17 protein-coding genes are annotated in these 17,676 nt (G+C 65.7%); 7 read left to right on the forward strand and 10 right to left on the reverse strand.

The features are described from left to right. Window positions 1-58: 58 nt before the first annotated feature. The 4 genes from ACS7SF_RS20640 to ACS7SF_RS20655 are packed head-to-tail and all read right to left on the reverse strand — an operon-like array spanning window position 59 to window position 3,550. The gene (locus ACS7SF_RS20640) at window positions 59-853 is read right to left on the reverse strand and encodes an IclR family transcriptional regulator (RefSeq protein WP_439894443.1); all 795 of its coding nucleotides are present in this window, start codon (window positions 851-853) and stop codon (window positions 59-61) included. Between the two features lie 20 nt (window positions 854-873). Continuing rightward, a complete protein-coding gene (locus tag ACS7SF_RS20645; protein WP_439893991.1) occupies window positions 874-1,887 on the reverse strand; it encodes an ABC transporter substrate-binding protein in 1,014 nt (337 codons plus the stop codon). A 27-nt stretch (window positions 1,888-1,914) separates the two neighbouring features. Continuing rightward, window positions 1,915-2,745, reverse strand: a complete 831-nt coding sequence (locus ACS7SF_RS20650; RefSeq protein ID WP_439893992.1) for an ABC transporter permease — start codon at window positions 2,743-2,745, stop codon at window positions 1,915-1,917. After that, window positions 2,729-3,550, reverse strand: coding sequence for an ABC transporter ATP-binding protein (locus ACS7SF_RS20655; protein WP_048933608.1), 822 nt, complete (start codon window positions 3,548-3,550; stop codon window positions 2,729-2,731). Before ACS7SF_RS20655 ends, ACS7SF_RS20650 begins: the two co-directional genes overlap by 17 nt. Before the next feature lie 383 nt (window positions 3,551-3,933). On the opposite strand from ACS7SF_RS20655, the gene ACS7SF_RS20660 reads away from it, so the two are divergent. The 6 genes from ACS7SF_RS20660 to ACS7SF_RS20685 all read left to right on the forward strand — a co-directional run bounded on the left by ACS7SF_RS20660 (window position 3,934) and on the right by ACS7SF_RS20685 (window position 9,826). Continuing rightward, the gene (locus ACS7SF_RS20660; RefSeq protein ID WP_439893993.1) at window positions 3,934-5,445 is read left to right on the forward strand and encodes a COG3014 family protein; all 1,512 of its coding nucleotides are present in this window, start codon (window positions 3,934-3,936) and stop codon (window positions 5,443-5,445) included. An 81-nt stretch (window positions 5,446-5,526) separates the two neighbouring features. Further along, window positions 5,527-5,958: a YcfL family protein gene (locus ACS7SF_RS20665; protein WP_439893994.1), complete on the forward strand. Its 432-nt coding sequence runs from the start codon at window positions 5,527-5,529 to the stop codon at window positions 5,956-5,958. A gap of 90 nt (window positions 5,959-6,048) precedes the next feature. Next, window positions 6,049-6,624 (forward strand): penicillin-binding protein activator LpoB, encoded by a 576-nt coding sequence (gene lpoB, locus ACS7SF_RS20670; protein WP_439894444.1) that lies wholly within the window; start codon window positions 6,049-6,051, stop codon window positions 6,622-6,624. A gap of 3 nt (window positions 6,625-6,627) precedes the next feature. Then, window positions 6,628-7,470 (forward strand): hypothetical protein, encoded by an 843-nt coding sequence (locus ACS7SF_RS20675; RefSeq protein WP_439893995.1) that lies wholly within the window; start codon window positions 6,628-6,630, stop codon window positions 7,468-7,470. Window positions 7,471-7,581: 111 nt separating this feature from the next. Beyond that, on the forward strand, window positions 7,582-8,055 hold the full coding sequence (locus ACS7SF_RS20680; RefSeq protein ID WP_439893996.1) for a FlxA-like family protein: 474 nt from the start codon (window positions 7,582-7,584) through the stop codon (window positions 8,053-8,055). A gap of 172 nt (window positions 8,056-8,227) precedes the next feature. After that, window positions 8,228-9,826: a hypothetical protein gene (locus ACS7SF_RS20685; protein ID WP_439893997.1), complete on the forward strand. Its 1,599-nt coding sequence runs from the start codon at window positions 8,228-8,230 to the stop codon at window positions 9,824-9,826. Window positions 9,827-9,854: 28 nt separating this feature from the next. Here the strand turns inward: ACS7SF_RS20685 and ACS7SF_RS20690 are convergent, their stop codons facing one another. Continuing rightward, window positions 9,855-10,571, reverse strand: coding sequence for a GNAT family N-acetyltransferase (locus ACS7SF_RS20690; protein ID WP_439893998.1), 717 nt, complete (start codon window positions 10,569-10,571; stop codon window positions 9,855-9,857). A gap of 316 nt (window positions 10,572-10,887) precedes the next feature. Between ACS7SF_RS20690 and ACS7SF_RS20695 the strand changes: the two genes are divergently transcribed. Beyond that, the gene (locus ACS7SF_RS20695; protein ID WP_439893999.1) at window positions 10,888-11,559 is read left to right on the forward strand and encodes a hypothetical protein; all 672 of its coding nucleotides are present in this window, start codon (window positions 10,888-10,890) and stop codon (window positions 11,557-11,559) included. Between the two features lie 408 nt (window positions 11,560-11,967). Here the strand turns inward: ACS7SF_RS20695 and ACS7SF_RS20700 are convergent, their stop codons facing one another. The 5 genes from ACS7SF_RS20700 to ACS7SF_RS20720 form a co-directional block, all read right to left on the reverse strand. Beyond that, window positions 11,968-12,522, reverse strand: coding sequence for an NADPH-dependent FMN reductase (locus tag ACS7SF_RS20700; protein ID WP_439894000.1), 555 nt, complete (start codon window positions 12,520-12,522; stop codon window positions 11,968-11,970). A 61-nt stretch (window positions 12,523-12,583) separates the two neighbouring features. Then, the gene (locus tag ACS7SF_RS20705) at window positions 12,584-13,801 is read right to left on the reverse strand and encodes a cation:proton antiporter domain-containing protein (RefSeq protein WP_439894001.1); all 1,218 of its coding nucleotides are present in this window, start codon (window positions 13,799-13,801) and stop codon (window positions 12,584-12,586) included. Between the two features lie 150 nt (window positions 13,802-13,951). Then, on the reverse strand, window positions 13,952-15,172 hold the full coding sequence (locus tag ACS7SF_RS20710) for an HlyD family efflux transporter periplasmic adaptor subunit (RefSeq protein ID WP_439894002.1): 1,221 nt from the start codon (window positions 15,170-15,172) through the stop codon (window positions 13,952-13,954). Beyond that, a complete protein-coding gene (locus tag ACS7SF_RS20715; protein ID WP_439894003.1) occupies window positions 15,165-16,640 on the reverse strand; it encodes an efflux transporter outer membrane subunit in 1,476 nt (491 codons plus the stop codon). Before ACS7SF_RS20715 ends, ACS7SF_RS20710 begins: the two co-directional genes overlap by 8 nt. 43 nt (window positions 16,641-16,683) lie before the next feature. Next, window positions 16,684-17,661, reverse strand: coding sequence for a glycosyltransferase family 2 protein (locus tag ACS7SF_RS20720; RefSeq protein WP_439894004.1), 978 nt, complete (start codon window positions 17,659-17,661; stop codon window positions 16,684-16,686). Between the last annotated feature and the right edge of the window lie 15 nt (window positions 17,662-17,676).

A 17,676-nucleotide genomic window follows, 5' to 3' on the forward strand; every position in this document is an offset into this window, starting at 1 on the left:
GAAACAACTCCTGCTACAACGGCTCCGCCCCTCGCCGTCTGGGGCGTATTGGCGGAACCTAGGTTTTTTGGATGAGCTGAGCGGCGTTGCGCAACGGCGCAGGGTCGCCACCCAGCGTGGAAGTGATTTGCGCGGCGTGCTCCAGCACCGGCACGCGCCACGATTGCAGCAGCGCCCCGTCGATGCGCGAAGCCGGGCCCGCCAGGCACAACGCCCCGCGCAGCGCTTGCTGGGCACCGAACACCGGCACCGACAGGCCCACCGTTTCCCGGTCGCGCTCGCCAACCGATACGTAGTAGTGGTCGCGCCGGATCGCGTCATACGTAGGGCCCTGCATGCCCGAGAACGCGCACAGCACGCGCCCGCCCGAACCGCGCTCCAGCGGCAGCACGTCGCCCTCGCGCACGTGGTCGCGGATCGCATGGCTCGAATCCACGCGGTGCAGGCAGACACGCACGTCGCGCTCGCGGATGTAGAACGACACCGCCTCGCCCGTCGCCTCGGCCAGCGCACGCATGTGCGGCAGCACGACGTCGCCCAAGCGCATGCTGCGCTGATAGAGCGCGCCGAGCATCAGCGGTGCAGCACCAATCTGGTAGCGGCCTTCTTCCAGCCGGTACAGCATGCGGTGTTGGATGAGCGAGCCAGCAAGCCGCAGGATCGTGCTCTTGTAGAGCCCCGTGCGCGCGGCCAGCTCGGCCAGCGTGAGCGCGTAATCGCCCGGGCGGAACGCGAACAGGATCGAGAACGCCCGGTCCAGCGCAGCCACGCCTGACTGCCCGGGCGTAGCGACATCGCCTTCATTGGCGGCCGGCGTGGTCTCGTTCTGCGTGGTTTGGCGCTCTGCGGTCATGGCGTGCTGGATGAGACGGTTCACTGGACCGTCTTCAAGGCTTGGTCGACGAAGCGGTTAGTGTACGTTTTACTCAGATCGATCTTGGCGTTGCGGATCTTCTCGTCGTAGCTGGAGAGCACCGTCAGGGCCACCTTGGCATCGGCATCGGTCATCAGGCCGTCCTTGGAGAAGATCGGCTTGGAGTGGCGCAGCGCGTCGACAAACACATCGCGGCCGCCCACCTGCTGCTCCTTGGGCATCTTGTCGGCAATGGCCTCGGGCGTGCTGGCGTCGATCCACTTGAGGGTACGGATAAAGGCATTCACCAAGCGCTGCACCGTCTCCGGGTTCTTCGTCATGAAATCGCGCGTGACGTAGAGCGTGGCCGTCGGGTAGCGGCCGCCGAACACGGCGTTGGAGCCGGCATCGGTGCGCGTATCGACGAGGAACTTGGCGGCGCGGCGCTTCTCCAGCAGGCTCGCCACCGGGTCGAAGTTGACCAGCGCGTCGATCTCCTTGCGATCCAGCGCCACCATGCCCGGCGCGCCCGAACCCACGGCGATGTACGACACGTCATTCACCTGCAGGCCGTTCTTGATGGCGTAGTAGCGCGCAAACAAATCGGTGGACGAACCCGGCGCCGTAATGCCGATCTTCTTGCCCTTCAAATCCTTGCCGCTTTTGATATCAAGATCAGGCCGCACCGCCAGCACGATGCCCGGCGTGGTGTTGAGCAGTGCCACCGACACAATGTCCTTGCCCTGCGCCTGGATGTGAATGGTGTGGTCATAGAAACCCACCACCGCATCGGTCGAACCGGCAATCAGCGCCTGCAGCGCCTTGCTGCCGCCGGCCTGGAAGTTCTCCACCTTCACATTGAGCCCCTCCTTCTGGAAGTTGCCCAGCGACTGTGTGAGCGGCACCGGCATGTAGTTCAGGATCATCGAGCCGACCGACAGGCTCACGTTCTTCTTTTCCGGCTCGGCCGCGTTGGCGCCCGCCATCGTGCAGACGGCGGCAGCGCACAGCAGGGTCGAAATCCATCGTTTCATGGTTGTCTCCATCAATGTTGTATTGGGTCAAGCGCCGGTTTCCAGATCAGCCTTCGGGCGCCACACCAGCAACTTGCCTTCGAGCGCATCGACGCTGCGGTCCAGCGCGATCACGAACGCCGACAGCACGACGATCCCCGAGAACACGCCGGTGGCATCGAACACACCCTCGGCCTGCGCAATCAGGTGGCCCAGGCCAGCAGAGGAGCCGAGATACTCGGCCACGATCGCGCCCATCACCGCCATGCCGACGGAGGCGCGCAGGCTGGAGAGAATCCAGCTCGTGGCGGACGGCACATACACATGGCGCAGCAGGCTCATGCGGCTGGCCTTGAGCAGGCGCGCATTGGCCAGGATGACCGGGTTCACCTCGCGCACGCCCTGGTACGTATTGAAGAAGGTGATGAACAGCACCATCGTCGCGCCCAGCGCCACCTTGGAGGTGAGCCCCAGCCCGAACCACATCACGAAGATGGGCGCGAGCAGAATCCGCGGGATTGCGTTGACGATCTTGATGAACGGGTCGAGCACCTCGGCCGCCAGCTTGGACAAACCCAGCCACAGCCCAAGGCTGATCCCCATCAGCGTACCGATGCCGAACGAGAGGATGGTCTCAGCCAGCGTGATGGCCAGGTGCGTGTAGATGTCGCCGCCGGTGAACCATTCCCAGACGCGCGCGACGATGGACGACGGCATCGAGAAGTAGAACGGATCGATCACGCCCGCACGGCCAAAGCCCTCCCACGAGCCGAACAGCACTACCACCACGGCAAGCTGGAACAGGCGAATCTTGGTCTTGTGCGCGAGACCCGCGCGCGGCGCGCTCATGGCAGGCGCGACGTTAGTGCTGGACGGCATGGCTCTTCTCCACTTCGGTGCCGAGGATCGACCAGATCTCGCGATACAGGCGGATGAACGCGTCGGACATGTTGATTTCAGACACGTTGCGCGGGCGCGGCAGCGTGATTTCCACATCGCCGACCGGGCGGCTGGCCGGCCCGGCGGACATGACGACCACGCGGTCGGCCAGGGCAATGGCTTCTTCCAAGTCGTGCGTGATGAACAGCAGCGATTTGCGATCTTCCTGCCACAGGCGCAGCAGTTCGCTCTGCATGAGGTGGCGCGTGTGTACGTCGAGCGCGGAGAACGGCTCGTCCATCAGCACGATCTTGGGCGAGAGGATCAGCGTCTGCGCCATGCTGATGCGCTTCTTCTGGCCGCCCGAGAGCTGGTGTGGATAGCGCGCCTCAAAGCCGGCCAGGCCGACCTTCTTCATCCAAGGGCGAGCGCGTTCGCGGGCTTCATCCACGGACATGCCCTGAAACACCAAGCCCAGCGCGACGTTGTCGAGCGCCGTCTTCCAGGGCAGCAGCGAGTCCTGCTGCATCATGAAACCAGCGTTGCCATTGAGCCCGGTCAGCGGCTCGCCGAACACGGTAACGGTGCCGCCGGCCGGCTTGAGCAGCCCAGTCACGGCGTTGAGCAGCGTGCTCTTGCCGCAGCCGGTGGGGCCGACCACCGCCACGAATTCCCCCTCGCCGATCGACAGATCCACGCCCTGTACGGCCGTAAAACTGCCAAACCGCACCGACACCTGATTGAGCTGCACCGCTGGCAAACCGGCATGCAGCCGGCCACTCGCGGCTTGAGAAGAAGAAAGCATGGGCGTCTCCTTGAACGCGTCTGATTCGATGCGTTCTGTTCGATGGAATATAGTTCTATTTTATATGCACAGGTTGGCGCAGTTAACGGGCGTTAACCCGCAAACCGCCATGAGACTTCCAGGCGTATGACAGCATTTCCATCTACTTCCCATCGATTTATTCTTTCCAAAGAAACTATGTTCTTCTTGATAGAACGAGCGGACTCCCAACCACCTTGGTATTTGCGCCGAGCAATCCTCACGGCTTTGTAAAAATTGCAATCCCCCCAAGTGTGGATGCGGCATACAGATCACCCCGCATACACTCCCGCTGCTCGCGCGCACTAAATCAGTGCGCGAAGAAGCACACAAACAAAAAGCACAACTGACCGGGGGGTCATTCCATGAACGCATCGCGTTTGCTTACGCGGGGCACGCTCGCGCTTGCCTGCACTGCACTGCTGGGCGCCTGTGCCCAGAACTACACACACAAGATCAGCTCAACCACCGACGCCCTGAAGACCGGCGCGGTGGACAACGCCATTGCGGCGCACGAAGCGGCCTACAAGGACACCGCCGTTGCCGACCGCGACCTGCTCTACTTCATGGAACGCGGCGAACTGCTGCGCACCGGCAACAAGGACATCGGCGAAAGCACGCAAGCCTGGCTGACCGCCGACGAACGCGTGCGCGGCTGGGAAGACGAGGCCCGCGGCAAGCTGCAGAAGGGTGCCGGCCAGCTCGGCGCCTGGTTGCTCTCCGACGGCCTGGCCCGCTATGACGGCCAGGACTACGAAAAGGTCTGGCTGAGCACCCGCCTGGCTGAAAACCACCTGGCCACCGGCGATTGGGACAAGGCCCGCGTCGAAGTGCGCCGCATGTACGAGCGCGAAACCCTGATCGAAGACCTGCGCGACAAGCAAGTCGAGGCCATCAAGGACGCCGCCAAGGAAAAGAAGGCCGATGCCACCGCCGTCAAGACGGCCGACATCAAGGGCTACCCGGTCGAGATCTTCAACGACCCGGAAGTGACCAACCTGCGCAACGCGTATCAAAGCGCCGTGTCGCACTACCTGGCCGCCTTCCTGTTCGAGGCCTCGGGTGACAAGAGCCTGGCCGCCGCCGGCTACCGCAAGGCCATCGAGCTGCGCCCCGACGTGACCTCGCTGCGCGACGGCTTGGCCGGCCTGGACAGCAAGAAGCCGCAGCCGGGCAAGACCGATGTGCTGGTGCTGGTGGAAACCGGCTTCATCCCGCGCCGCGAGTCGCTCAAGATCTCGCTGCCGGTGCCCATCAACGGCAAGATCAAGATTCTGTCGGCCGCCTACCCGACGCTGCGCCCGCAGCCCGATGACCTCGTGCCCACCAGCGTGACGGTCGGCACCGACACGGCCAACACCGCCATGGTGACCAACCTCGACGCCATGGCCCGCCGTGCCCTGCGCGACGACATGCCGACCATGATCGCGCGCAGCGTCACGCGCATGGTGGTGTCTGCCGCCGCGCAAGAAGTGCTGGACCGCCAGAACAACACGGCGGCTTCGCTGATCAGCCTGGCTGTGGGCATCGGCAGCGCCGTTACGGCAGATGCCGACACGCGCGAGTGGCAATCGCTGCCGGCGCACGTGTCGCTGGCGCGCCTGAGCGTGCCGAGCGGCCCGCAACACGTCACGCTTGCCACGCCGCGCGGTCCGATCACCGCTGACGTCAACATCACCGGCCGCTACGCCGTGCTGGTGCTGCGTCCGCTGGGCCCGACCGTGAGCGCACTGGCTTCCGTGGCGCCGGCCAACGAGCCCGTCATGGTGGCGGAAGCCGCCCCGGCCGCACCGGCACCGACCAAGCGCAAGGCGGCCCACGCCCCCGCGCGCAAGTCGGCAGCCGCTGCCACCAGCTCCGGCGTCTCGGCGCAATAAGCCGCGCACCGTTCCCCTCGCCCGCTGCTCCGCTGGAGCGCGGGCGGTTTTTGCTTGTTCACCCCAACCGAGTCACGAGCGATGTCCGTTCCGTTTCTCCCGCAGTTTCCGCGTGGTCTGCGCCACGCTGCCCGCGCTGCCGTGTGCGCACTCGCGTTTGCCGCCGGCACGCCCGCCCTTGCCGACACCATTGCCTCACGCGTCGAAGGCTTGGGCGAGATGACCTACATCAAGGTCGCCGCCCTGCGCGCCACCGAGCGCGGCGGCCGCATGCTCGTCCAGGTGCGCTTCACCAACCAGGACAACCGCGACCGCACCATGTCGTACCGCTTCAAGTGGCTCGACAAGGACCAGTTCAGCGTGTGGGAAGACGAGCCCTGGAAGCCGCTGCTGATCCACGGTGCGCAGTCGGTCGATGTGCAATCGCTCGCGCCCACCACGCAGGCCACCGATTTCCGCGTGGAAGTGCACGCCATCGACAACAGCATGCCGATGACCAACGCCCCGCGTTGATCGGCACGCGCCCACCCCACTCCCTTTCCTTTCGATAAGAGGACCGACATGTTCCAAGCTGTTTCCCGCAATGCCCTCAAGCTTGCCGCCATGGGCCTGGCCGCTTCCGCCATGGTCGGCTGCGCCAACGTTTCCGGCCCGAACGTGGGCGGCAACGTGCAGTACGGCGACGCCAAGGCCGTTGAGACCGTCACCAACGAATTCGGCTCGACCGACCTGCAGACCATTGCGGAGTCGATGACGCGCTCGCTGCTGCAATCGCGCCCGATCACCGCCCCGCGCGAGGCGCCGATCGTCACGCTGGCGGAAGTGAAGAACAAGACCAGCGAGTACATCGACACCCGCTCGATCACCGAGAAGATCCGCACGCAGCTCGTCAAGAGCGGCGCGGTGCGATTTGCCGTGAGCACCAACGAGATGCAATCGCAGGTAGATGAGCTGAGCCGCCAGAACCAGTCGGGCCTGTACAAGAACGCCGGCAAGGCCAAGATGGGCCAGATGCAAGGCGCAAAGTACCGCCTGGAAGGCAACATCTCGTCGATCGTCAAGCGCTCGTCGAACGTGAAGGACGTCTACTACATCTTCAACCTGAGCCTGATCAACAACGAGTCGGGCATGCTGGAGTGGGCAGACGACAAGGAAATCCGCAAGACGAGCGCGAGGTAAGCCATGCGAGCGTTCAACCAAGCCGCACGCGCCATGCGTGTCGTGGGTGCCGCGCTCGGGCTGGCGGCCCTCGTCGCCTCGGGCGGCGCGCACGCGCAAGCCAAGGTGGCAGTCGCCGACCTGTCGTACAAGGACACCGTGCAGGAGTACTTCTCGTACGAAGCCGGCTATGCCAAGTCGAGCGAGCGCCTGTCGGGCTCGTACAGCGAGAGCGACTCCGGCTCGCGCGGCCGCGCCAGCTATTCGGGTTCGAATGAAGCCGCGTATGTGAAGGCCGAAGGCACCGTCACCCGCATCGAGATCGGCGAGCTGCGCAAGTTCACCGCCGACATCAAGGGCGACCTGATCAAATCGGGCGCCTTCCGCGTGGTGCAGGCACGACCGTACACGGCCAAGCCGACCGAGCAACTGTTCGACGTGATCAGCCGCATCAAGCAAGGCGCCTTCCCGGGCGCTGACTACGTGCTGTTCGGCACCGTCACCAGCGTGGAATGGCGCGACGATGTGCAGCCGCTGCAAGGCACGCGCAACGCGATGCTGCTCTACAGCCTGGAGCTTGGCGTCGACTTCAGCCTCATCAACACGCGCACGCATGAAGTGAAGGCGGCGTTCTCGGTGGTGGGCGAAGGCAACGACAACAAGATCTGGAGTGGCGGCGCCCGCCTGACGCCCAACAAGGCGCGGGTGATGCAGGCCGTGTCCCGCTCGTTGGCGGCAGAAGTGTCGACGCAGTTGTCCGAGCAGGTGCGGGGCTTCCCGGCACCGCGCGAGGCCGGCGGCGAAGCACGCGAGCCTGCCGAGGCAGCCGGGGCAGCGACTGCGGCCAAGGTCCGCGTATTTGAATAAGCGCACCTGGGGGGCCGCGCAGAAATCGATCCATCGAAAAAATTTCTGCGCCGGCCCCTAAAGTTTTCTGCGCGCCATCCGATCACAGGCGTACTGATCAGCGAGATGGCGATGCAACTCTCCTCCTCTTCCATTCCCAGCACTGCGGCAGCCGGCGTCCCCGGCGGCGGGAGCAGTTCGATCAATGAAATCGAGCAGCTGCAGCGCCAGCTCAAGCACCTGCAGAAGTCGATGGCGGAGCTTCCGAGCCTGGGGTTGCCACCCGATCAAGCCAAGACGCAAGCCCAGGTCTTGAGCATGCAGATCCAGATCGTGCAGGCGCAGATTGAACGGCTGCAGGCACGCAAAGGCCTGGAGCAGGCGGAAACGCAAGTCGAGAACCGCCACAAGGCATCGGACACTTCCAGCACCAGCAACACCAGCGCGACCGCCCGAGCCCGCACGACCGACAAGGTCACCGGTTCGTCCACCGCCGCCGATGCCCGCTTGCAGGCACGTCAGGCGCAGGCGGCACAGCCCGCGCATCCGGCCAGCGCCGAAGCCATCGAGCCGGCAGAGCCACCGCTGGTTTCGGTCAAGGTCTGACGGCCTGAGAACCTAAGAGGCGGCGCGCTCGCGGCTGTCCTGCTGCCATGGCGCTAGACCCAGTCCCCGCCCCACACATCGGCCACCCCCTACCACTGGGGGGACGTCAGCTCTTGCCACCAACGGCGACAATCGCCACACCGCTTGCACCCGCGCGGCACCGAGACTCCGCATGACCTCCGCCGCCAGCGACGCCTTGCCTCCGACCACCCCCGTCGCTCCGCCCGCGGTGCGCACACCCTCCCGCAATTTCTTCGCCCGCCATTGGCGCGGTGATTACAGCCTCGCCCGCTCGTACTGGCTACACACCGCGCTCATGCAGTTTGGCGTGGTCGCGCTCAGTGCCGGGGTGACGCACGCACTGGCGCACAACGCGCCGGCACGCACTTCGTCGTCGGCCTTGCTGGTCATTTATGGGATGGGGCTGGCGCTGTGGATCTGGGCGATCGTCGGCACCTGGCGTGCCGCAGAGCGCGAGCGCGCCCGCTTGTCGAACGTATGGCCGGTGGTGGCCAAGGTCATGATCGTGCTGGGCGCCCTGGCGACAAGTTCGCGCGTCGTGAACGACCTGCCGCGCCTAGGCGCGCATCTGCGCACGGCGCTGGGGGAACAAGCCGCCTCGCCATTTACGGTGGTGCCGCAGCACGACGGGCGCGCCATCCTGTTCACCGGTGGCATGAACGACGGCGCCGCCGATGCGCTGGAAGCGGCGCTGCGCAAGGCGCCGCGAGCCACCGCCGTGGTGCTGCGCTCCGAAGGCGGCTGGCTGCGCGAAGGTGCGCTGGTGGCCGACATCATCCGCCAGCACCATCTGCGCACCTATGTCGAGCGCGCCTGCGCATCGGCCTGCACCATCGCCTTCCTGGCGGGTGAGGACCGTGCTGCCGCACCTGGCGCACGCATCGGATTCCACCGCCCCCGCGCGGTCGGCGCCGAACACGATCAAACGCCCGGTGCCACCGGCAATGAACTCTGGGATGCCTACAGCGCCGCCGGCCTGCCTGATGCATTCGTGCACCGCGTGCAGAACACCCCGTTTGATGAGATGTGGTTTCCAAGCGCAGAGGAATTGCAGACCAACCACGTGGTCACGCGCGCCTCTGCCGGCGGGGAATACGCCACCATGGCCACGCAGCTGCACAGCCGCGACGCGCTGGCCGCAGAACTGCGCAACACGCCGCTCTACGCCACGCTGGAGCGCAAATATCCCGCGCACTTTGGCCAACTGCTCGACACCGTCTGGCAAGCCTTGCAGCAGAACGCCAACGATGCCCAGGTCACGGCGTTGCTGCGTGCGCAATCCACCAAGCTGTATCGCGCCTTGATTCCGACCGCGCCCGACGCGCTGCTCTTTGCCAACGCGCAACTGACGCTGGACGCCGCGCAGGCCTTGCAGCGCGTGAGCCCCGAAGCCTGCGTCGCCTACCTCGACGGCACAGCCGATGCGAGTGCCGCCACCGCGCACCTGCCGCGCGCCCTGGCCGCCCGCGAGCAAAACCTGTTTGCCGAGCTGATGCACGTGGCCGACCCGGACCATGCCCCTGTTGTCACCCGGGCGCAAACCCTGCCCGTGCTGCAACTGGCCGTGGCAGCACTTCCGCTCAATCAGCAGCGCGTGCTGACCCTGCCCGCGCTACGCCATGCGGCCCCAGCAGCGATGCGCTGCCAGGCATTGATCGGCTTCGCACAGGCAATCCTGGCGCTGCCCGAGGCCGAACGCGCACTTGCGCTGCGCGGGATGTATGCCGACACCTCGGCGCCAGACGCTTAGCAGCGCGTAGATCGAACGTCGCTGAAACCTACGCTGCCCCCCGCAGCGCACCGAGCGATGCACGCTGGCGCCCCTGCGCATCAAAATTCTCCGGCGCGAGCCATCGCTCAAACGCCGCCCGCAATGGCGGCCATTCGGCGTCGATGATGGAAAACCACGCGGTATCGCGGCTGCGCCCTTTGTAGACGATCGCCTGGCGGAAGATGCCCTCAAACTGAAAGCCCATCCGCAGTGCTGCCTGCCGCGACGGCGCGTTCAGGCTGTCGCACTTCCACTCGTAGCGGCGGTAGCCGAGGTCATCAAACACGTGCTTCATCAACAGGAACTGCGCCTCGGTGGAAGCCGGCGTGCGTTGCAACAGCGGCGAGAACGTCACCGCCCCCACCTCCACCACGCCGTGTTCCGGCGTGATCCGCATGAGGGCCAGCGTGCCGACCGCACGATCAGTACGCGCATCAATCACGGCGTACTGCAATGGATCGCGCCGCGCCGCAATGCGCTCCAAGTAGGCGCGATGCGCGGCGGCCTCCGTAAATGGGCCGTCCATTAGATACGTCCAATCACGGCCATCCTGCGCGTGGCGGAAGGCCTCGAACAAGGCCTCTGCGTGGCGCGCCGGGTCCAGTGGCTCGAGCTTGCAATATCGGCCGAGCAGCGGTGTATGCGGCGGGAGCGGGCGAGCGCTCCAGTCTGGTAGCGGCATGCCGATGGGTTGTTCGTACGGGTTGAGCGTGGTGGCAGTCATGCGAAAACGGCGAAATGTCGATGAAGGAAGCGTGAATGCACTCACCCTATCGAACACCGTGGCTCCGTGAAAAGAGCCACAGATGCACGACCTGCTGGAGCCAGTCCTTCCCGGCCACCGCGGATTAGTCCATTTTGATGCCCGGCCAACCACCGATGGTGCAGCGCCACCCAAGCCGTTATGGTGCGGGCGGGGGGAAGACAGCGCCGGCCGACGGCGCGGGCATTGGCTTTGCTGTGCGGAGCACATCCGCAAGCAAGACAGGGGCTCGCCCACCGTTGTGATATCGCATTGTTTTCCTGACCAGGAGCCGCACGTGGCGCTATCGACCAAGGGGAGGGTTCGCCAGCGCATCGGCAGTGGATGCGCTGCAGCGTGGCTCGTGCTGGTCGCGCTGGCGTGGGCGCCACCCCTACCCGCCGCACCCCGGCTCGTGAACCCTGTCACCCTGCGTGTTGACGAGGGCGCGTCCGTGGCGCTGCCCCGTGGCTGGGGCCCCTTGCGGCTGGGCAGCGACACCCCCATCCCGAGCGTCCCGCCGACCATCCAGTCCCCCTTCGGCCCGTCCCGGCTGGTATTTGCCCAACAAGCACCGCCATCGGAGGGCTTTGCGCTGGTGACGGTGCGCAGATCCGACTTCGCGCAAGGTACCCCGCAATACCTCGAGACCGTGCGCGAGCGGCATCTGGCGATCCTCCTCAACCACATGGAAACACGTGTGCACGGCGGTCGCCCGAGCTGGGCCGTGCGCCTGGTCCGCAGTAAGCCGCCAGCGCTGCGGTCCTTGGGGGGCCGCCGGGTGATCTACTGGGAAGGCGAATGGAACACCGACGGCGATCGCACGGCCATGGTCCGGGGGTACGCCTTTTTTGGGAACGGCGCGGTCTACTTGCTACGCGTATTTGGCACCGCCCGGCACGACCAACCGGCCTTTGCGGACGAAGCGCGCTTTGCCGATACCGTAGCGACCACCTTCCGAACGCGATAGTGACTCGCAAGGCACCTGGTTTTGTTGCGTCGCACCAACGGCCTTCCATACGCCACTCGGAGCACGAAGAGGCGCAGCCCGCGCCACGCAAGCGCTGAAATTTGTTGTTACCTTTGGAACAGTCTGTTCACCCCGAACCGTATTGTTCTTCCGCATTGCAACACCTAAACTTCGTGACAGTTGTTCAGACATCGATTGCCTGAACAAGCATTGCAAGTGTTGTAAGGAGAACAATCATGAAATGGTTGGATATTGGCGCCGTTATGGCCGCCTGGATCGCAAGCTGCGTCGCAGCAGGCTGGCTCATCAGCGCCGCCGCTTTTCTGGCCTGACCTCGCCAGAAACAAAACGGCCGAGCGGGAAGCGCCCCTCCCTGCCCGGCCCTGAATTTCCCCGTTGATCGATTCGTCAGGCGCGCACCTCGCTCGCCCACTGGACGAATCGGTCGGCAAACCCCTGCAGGAACTGGCGCGTACGCGCGTCCACCACCTCGCCCTGCGCATCGAAGGGCTCCCCCGCAAAGTGGAAGAACACCTCCGGTAACGGCAGCGCCTTCACGCCGACCGCCGCGAGCACATTGCGCAGTTGCGCCTGCGACAGCGCCGTCCCGATCGCACCGGGTGATGCGCCCGCAATACCCGCCGGCTTGCCACCCCACACGCTCTGGCCATACGGCCGCGAGCCCCAGTCGATGGCGTTTTTCAGCACACCCGGAATGCCTCGGTTGTATTCCGGCGTGACGAACAGCAAAGCGTTGACGCCCGCCACCGCTGCCTTGAAACGCTGTACGGGCTCGGGCAGGCTGCCATCCAGATCCTGGTTGTACAGCGGCAGCTCGCCAATCTCGATGAACTGGGCCTGCGCGCTTGAAGGCAGCAGCCGCACCAGCGCCTGCGCCAGCTGGCGGTTGAACGATGCCTTGCGCAGGCTGCCGACGATCACACCGATAGTCAGGTTGCTCATGAACGTTCCTCGCTCGAAAAGTTGGGGGTTGGGGTTGCGTGATTGACGTCAATCGGTGACGTCATTCGGCCGTCGCCGGTTCGGGCGCCACTTCGCGTTTGATGCGGTTGATCAGGGCAAACATCAGCGGGTTGAGCAGAATCGACAAGATCGCCGCCGCCAGCAACAGGCCGCGGGCGCGCGTCGGCAGAATCTCCAACCCAATGCCCAGACCGATCAGGATGAACGAAAACTCGCCGATCTGCGCGAGGCTGGCGGAAATCGTGAGCGCCGTCCGGTTGCCGTGGCCAAATGCACGCACCACCGCAAAGGCCGCCAGCGACTTGCCCACCACCACGATCAACACCGTGCCCAGTACCGCCCAGGTGTCATCGATCAGCACGCGCGGGTCGAACAGCATGCCCACCGACACGAAAAACAGCACCGCAAACGCATCGCGCAACGGCAGCGATTCTTCGGCCGCGCGCTGGCTGAATTCGGATTCGGCCAGCACCATGCCCGCAAAGAACGCACCCAGCGCGAACGAAACGCCAAACAGCACCGTCGCACCGTAGGTGACGCCCAGCGCAGTCGCCAGCACGCCCAGGCGGAACAGCTCGCGGCTGCCGGTCATGACAATGCGCTCCAGCATCCAGGGGATCACGCGGCGGCCCACCATCAGCATCAGTGCGGCAAAGGCCACCACCTTCGAGAGCGTGATTGCCAGCACTTTGATGATGTCCCACGCGCTGATGGCCGTGCTGCCAGCGCCACCCAGCGCACCGGCCAGCGCCGGCAATAGCACCAGCGTCACCACCATCACGAGGTCTTCCACGATCAGCCACCCGACGGCGATGTGGCCTTCGTGGGAATTGTCGATGCCGCGGTCTTCAAGTGCCTTGAGCAGCACCACCGTGCTCGCCACCGACAGCGCCAAGCCGAATACCAGGCCCGGCCCCCAATCCCAGCCGAGCAGCCACGCCAAGCCCATGCCCATGAGCGTGGCCAGCGCAATCTGCCCGATGGCGCCCGGAATGGCGATGGCCTTGACAGCCAGCAGCTCCTTCATCGAAAAGTGCAGCCCGACGCCAAACATCAGCAGGATCACCCCCAGTTCGGCCAGTTGCGGCGCGAGGCTCAGGTCGGCCACAAAGCCCGGCGTAAATGGCCCCGCGACTACGCCCGCCACCAGATAACCCACGAGGGGCGGCAGCCGCAGGCGCTGCGCAAGCGTGCCGAAGATGAAGGCCAGCACCAGGCCGCCGATGATGGTGGAGATAAGCGGGGTGTCGACGTGCATGCGGTCCTGTGAGGTTGGTGCGGGAGGAGGGAAAGGCGCAATGAGGTAGCGAAGCAAACGCGCCACCCAAATGTGACACCCGCCACGCCGATTGGTGCGGCGAGCCTGGGCAATCCTCTCCCGCTGCACACACAGTATGCGCAGACGAGCTTAGCGTGATGTTGCGGCGACGCTGCCCGATGGTCGGCCACCCGCCTGCGCCGCAGCAAGAAGCGTTCGCACCAGGGTATCGGCCTGTGCCATGGCGGGGTCGGCGGTGGCAAGGGAAACGGGCCGCGGCGCCGTGGGCACCGCCCCAAGCAGCCGGCCCTGGCGCTCGTGCGTATCAATCGACACCGTCATCGACACGCCAATCGGCAGCGGGCGCGCGGCCATTTCCGCCGGATCGAGCGCCACCATCACCGGCACGCGCTGGACGACCTTGACCCAATTGCCCGCAGCATTCTGTGGCGGCAGCATCGAAAATGCGCCGCCCGTGCCGGGCGACAACCCGGCGATGTGGCCGCGAAACACCACATCGGCCCCATACAGGTCGGACACGACCTCGACGGGTTGCCCGATGCGCACATTGCGGATCTGCCCCTCCTTCAGGTTGGCCTCCACCCACAACTGGGATAGCGGCACGATCGCCATCAACTGCGCGCCCGCGCCGATCGGTTGCCCAACCTGCACCGAGCGCTGAACCACGCAGCCATCGACAGGGGCGACGATGGTCATGCGCGCCAGTTGCAGATAGGCGGCCCGCACCTGCTGGGCCGCATCGGCGACGGCGGGGTTGTCTTCTGCACGCACATCGCCCACCACGGCGCGGCTTGCCGCCACCTGGTTGCGCGCCGCCGCCAGGTTGGCGCGGGCCTGCTCGACCGACATGCGCGATCGCGCCAGTTCCTCTTCCGACACCACCTCCGCTGATGCGCCCGAGCGTGCCGCCAATGCGCGCTCGGCCAAGGTCAGCTCTGCGGCCCGTGCGCGGACGGCATCTTCATACATGGCCGAAGTCAGGCTGCCTTCGCGGGTGCGCCGCACGGCCAGCGTCAATTGCGCCTTGGCACGCTCCAGCGCGATCTGCGCGTCGGCCGGGTCCAGCCTGACCAGCAACTGGCCGGCCTTCACGCACTCGGTGTTGCCCACGCCCACGTCGCGCACGATCCCAGCTGTCTGCGCGGCAATCTGCACCACGTTACCGGCCACGTAGGCATTGTCGGTGTCTTCCAGATAGCGGCCGCGCAGCAGCCAATAGGTGACGGCGACTGCGGCAATGGCCAGCACCACGCCCAGCAGCGCGGCAAACATGGCGTTGCGCCGCCGTACCTTGCGCGGGTCGCGCACGGGCACAGCCGCCGCCTGATCGATGAGTGGCTCCCTATGCATGCGTGTTGCGCCCGTTGACGTTGATGTCGAATCCCCCGCCCAGCGCCCGGATGAGGGCGATCCAGGCATCGCGCCGCTGCGCTTGCAAGGCAGCCATCCGCAGTTGCTCATCCAGCAGCGCCGCTTGCGCCGCCAGTTGCTCCGCGCGCGTCAGCAGACCGCGCCGATGGCGCTCGTCGGCAATCTGCGCCATGCGCTCACGCGCGGCCACCACCTGCGCCTGACGACGCGCCAGCCCCTCTGCGCTATTGAGCGCGAGGATGGAACGGGCCACCTCGCCCAGCGCCTCGTCCAGCGTCTTGTTGTAGAGCGCCACCATCGTGTCGGCGTTGGCCTCTTCGGCGCGCAGTTGCGCTTGCAGGCGCGGGCGCTCGAACAGCGGCAACGACAGCGCCGGCCCCGCCGCCAGCGTGATCGACGAACGCGAAAACAGCGTGTTCACGTTGAGCGATGAAAAACCGGTGACGGCAAGCAGGTTGATGTTCGGATAGAACTGCGCCCGCGCTGCATCGATCCGCCCGCCGGCTGCATCCACCCGCAGACGCGCGGCCACGATGTCTGGCCGCCGGCCGAGCAGGTCCAACGGCAACGTCGGCGGTAGCGTTGCGCCAGCCGGTTCGGCCATCTTGGGCCGGGCGAGCGCTAGACCACGCTCGGGGCCGCTGCCCGCCAGCACGCCCATCTGCAACCGCAACTGCGTGATGGCGTCATCGGCATGCTGCAGTTGCGCCTGCAAGGCAGCATCGGCGGCACGGGTGGCTTCGGCATCGTAGCCATTGTCCAGGCCGCGCCGGGCGCGCTCGCCGCTGATGGCATGGCGGCGGCCTGCATCGCGCACCTTGTGTTCAAGAAGGTCGCGCCGGGCAAACGCGTAGTCGAATTGGCTGTAGAGCGTGACCAGCGCGCTCACCAGCGCAAGCCGCGCCTGCTGAGCATCGACAGCTGCAGCGGCACGGTCCGACAACAGCGCACGGCCAATCGCGCGGTTGTGGCCCCACAGGTCGAGGTCGTATCGCGCCGCGCCAATCACGCTGCTCGGCGAAGCCCACGGCTCACTGAACAATTCGATGGGGAAGTTCGTGCCGGCCACATTGACGTTGGCCACGCCATCCACCTGTGGCGCGCGCGCCTTCATGACGCTGGCCGTGGCCGTACCCGCCAGGCCGCTCACCGAGCCGAACGCATCCAGCTGCGCCTGCGCCGCCGCCATGCGGGCACGCGCCACGTCAAGGTCGGGGCTGTTGGCACAGGCCTCGTCCACCAAGGCGCTCAATTGCGGATCGGCAAACACATCGACCCAGTGCGCCGTGGGCCAGACCGTGTTGCCCGGCGGCCCTGGCTCGGCGCTGGCCAGCGTGTGGGCGAGCGCATCGGGTGCCGGTGTGCGCATCGATACCGCGCGCTGATCAGGGCCAACGCACCCGGCCAATGCCACCACTGCCAGCACAGCAAACACGGCCGCCAACATCGGCGCACGCCGTGTCCCTCTCCACCTCGATGGCGGCGACATGTCAACGGCCGAAGAAGCGGGCTGCCAGCCGTGGCCGCGCCAGTTCAATCGGACCCAGCCGCCCACGCAGGGCATCCACGATGCCGCAGCCGATGCCCAGGAGCTTGGCGCGCTTGTCGCGTTCGAACAGCGCGATCTGCACCACCTGCCACAGCGTGATCAGGTTAGGCGTGATGGCAAGCGGCAAACCCAGCCCGTACTGCAGCGCCAGGTGCATGCCGTTGCGCGCAATGTAGTAGCGCCGGAATGCCGGATGGTTCATCGATGTCATGTGCAAAAAGCCAAGCCGGTGTTCGCGCTTGTTGCCGATCTGGTGCGACAGCATGAGCCGTGGCACCACATAGAACGGCACACCTCGCGCCAGCGCCCGCAGCGCGTATTCCGTATCTACGTGGTCGATGAACAGTGCCTCTGAAAACGTGCCCAGCCGTTCGAATGCCTGCCGCGAGATCACCGAGCCCGAAGACAACAGAAACGAGCATCGCTGCAATGCGGCCGACGGGTCGATCTTGACGCGCCGGATCGTAAAGCCGTTGCTGACGATTTCGGGCAGGAAGCGCTGCGCGCCCTCGTCGTAGATGCGCGGGCCGACCACGAACGCGCTGTCGCCAAGCGCAGCACAGGCCTCGCGCATGGTGGGGAAGTAATCGTCGCTGGCGCGTGAATCCTGATCGAACAGCGCGACGGCGGCCGCCCCTTCGGTAAACAGCGCGCGCAGGCCCCGGTTAAATGCCCCGGCAATCCCCCCTTCGTTGCCATTGAACAGATAGATGACGCCCTGCTCGGTCAACCACCGCGCGCGCTCCGGGTCCGCCTGCGGAGAGTTATCGATCGCCAGCAAGCGCGGCGTGCGTGCGCGCAGGCGGACGAGATGCGCGACGTCGTCATCGGACGGCCGGTACAGCACGACCAGCGCTGCGGGTATGCCGACGTGTTCCGCGAGTTCGATGGGCTCGGTGGTCAGTTCAGTGGCAGACATGGTCGTCATCCCTCG

Origin of the sequence: Ralstonia sp. 25C (assembly GCF_051904805.1) — a bacterium.
Taxonomy (GTDB): domain Bacteria; phylum Pseudomonadota; class Gammaproteobacteria; order Burkholderiales; family Burkholderiaceae; genus Ralstonia.

What these genes read in the sequence shown, in the direction of transcription:
- ACS7SF_RS20640 (WP_439894443.1), bottom strand. Translation starts at nt 853, where the DNA reads ATGACCGCAGAGCGCCAAACCACGCAGAACGAGACCACGCCGGCCGCC.
- ACS7SF_RS20685 (WP_439893997.1), top strand. Translation starts at nt 8,228, where the DNA reads ATGACCTCCGCCGCCAGCGACGCCTTGCCTCCGACCACCCCCGTCGCT.
- ACS7SF_RS20660 (WP_439893993.1), top strand. Translation starts at nt 3,934, where the DNA reads ATGAACGCATCGCGTTTGCTTACGCGGGGCACGCTCGCGCTTGCCTGC.
- ACS7SF_RS20705 (WP_439894001.1), bottom strand. Translation starts at nt 13,801, where the DNA reads ATGCACGTCGACACCCCGCTTATCTCCACCATCATCGGCGGCCTGGTG.
- ACS7SF_RS20650 (WP_439893992.1), bottom strand. Translation starts at nt 2,745, where the DNA reads ATGCCGTCCAGCACTAACGTCGCGCCTGCCATGAGCGCGCCGCGCGCG.
- ACS7SF_RS20680 (WP_439893996.1), top strand. Translation starts at nt 7,582, where the DNA reads ATGCAACTCTCCTCCTCTTCCATTCCCAGCACTGCGGCAGCCGGCGTC.
- ACS7SF_RS20665 (WP_439893994.1), top strand. Translation starts at nt 5,527, where the DNA reads ATGTCCGTTCCGTTTCTCCCGCAGTTTCCGCGTGGTCTGCGCCACGCT.
- ACS7SF_RS20710 (WP_439894002.1), bottom strand. Translation starts at nt 15,172, where the DNA reads ATGCATAGGGAGCCACTCATCGATCAGGCGGCGGCTGTGCCCGTGCGC.
- ACS7SF_RS20645 (WP_439893991.1), bottom strand. Translation starts at nt 1,887, where the DNA reads ATGAAACGATGGATTTCGACCCTGCTGTGCGCTGCCGCCGTCTGCACG.
- ACS7SF_RS20655 (WP_048933608.1), bottom strand. Translation starts at nt 3,550, where the DNA reads ATGCTTTCTTCTTCTCAAGCCGCGAGTGGCCGGCTGCATGCCGGTTTG.
- ACS7SF_RS20715 (WP_439894003.1), bottom strand. Translation starts at nt 16,640, where the DNA reads ATGTTGGCGGCCGTGTTTGCTGTGCTGGCAGTGGTGGCATTGGCCGGG.
- ACS7SF_RS20700 (WP_439894000.1), bottom strand. Translation starts at nt 12,522, where the DNA reads ATGAGCAACCTGACTATCGGTGTGATCGTCGGCAGCCTGCGCAAGGCA.
- ACS7SF_RS20720 (WP_439894004.1), bottom strand. Translation starts at nt 17,661, where the DNA reads ATGTCTGCCACTGAACTGACCACCGAGCCCATCGAACTCGCGGAACAC.
- ACS7SF_RS20675 (WP_439893995.1), top strand. Translation starts at nt 6,628, where the DNA reads ATGCGAGCGTTCAACCAAGCCGCACGCGCCATGCGTGTCGTGGGTGCC.
- lpoB (WP_439894444.1), top strand. Translation starts at nt 6,049, where the DNA reads ATGGGCCTGGCCGCTTCCGCCATGGTCGGCTGCGCCAACGTTTCCGGC.
- ACS7SF_RS20690 (WP_439893998.1), bottom strand. Translation starts at nt 10,571, where the DNA reads ATGACTGCCACCACGCTCAACCCGTACGAACAACCCATCGGCATGCCG.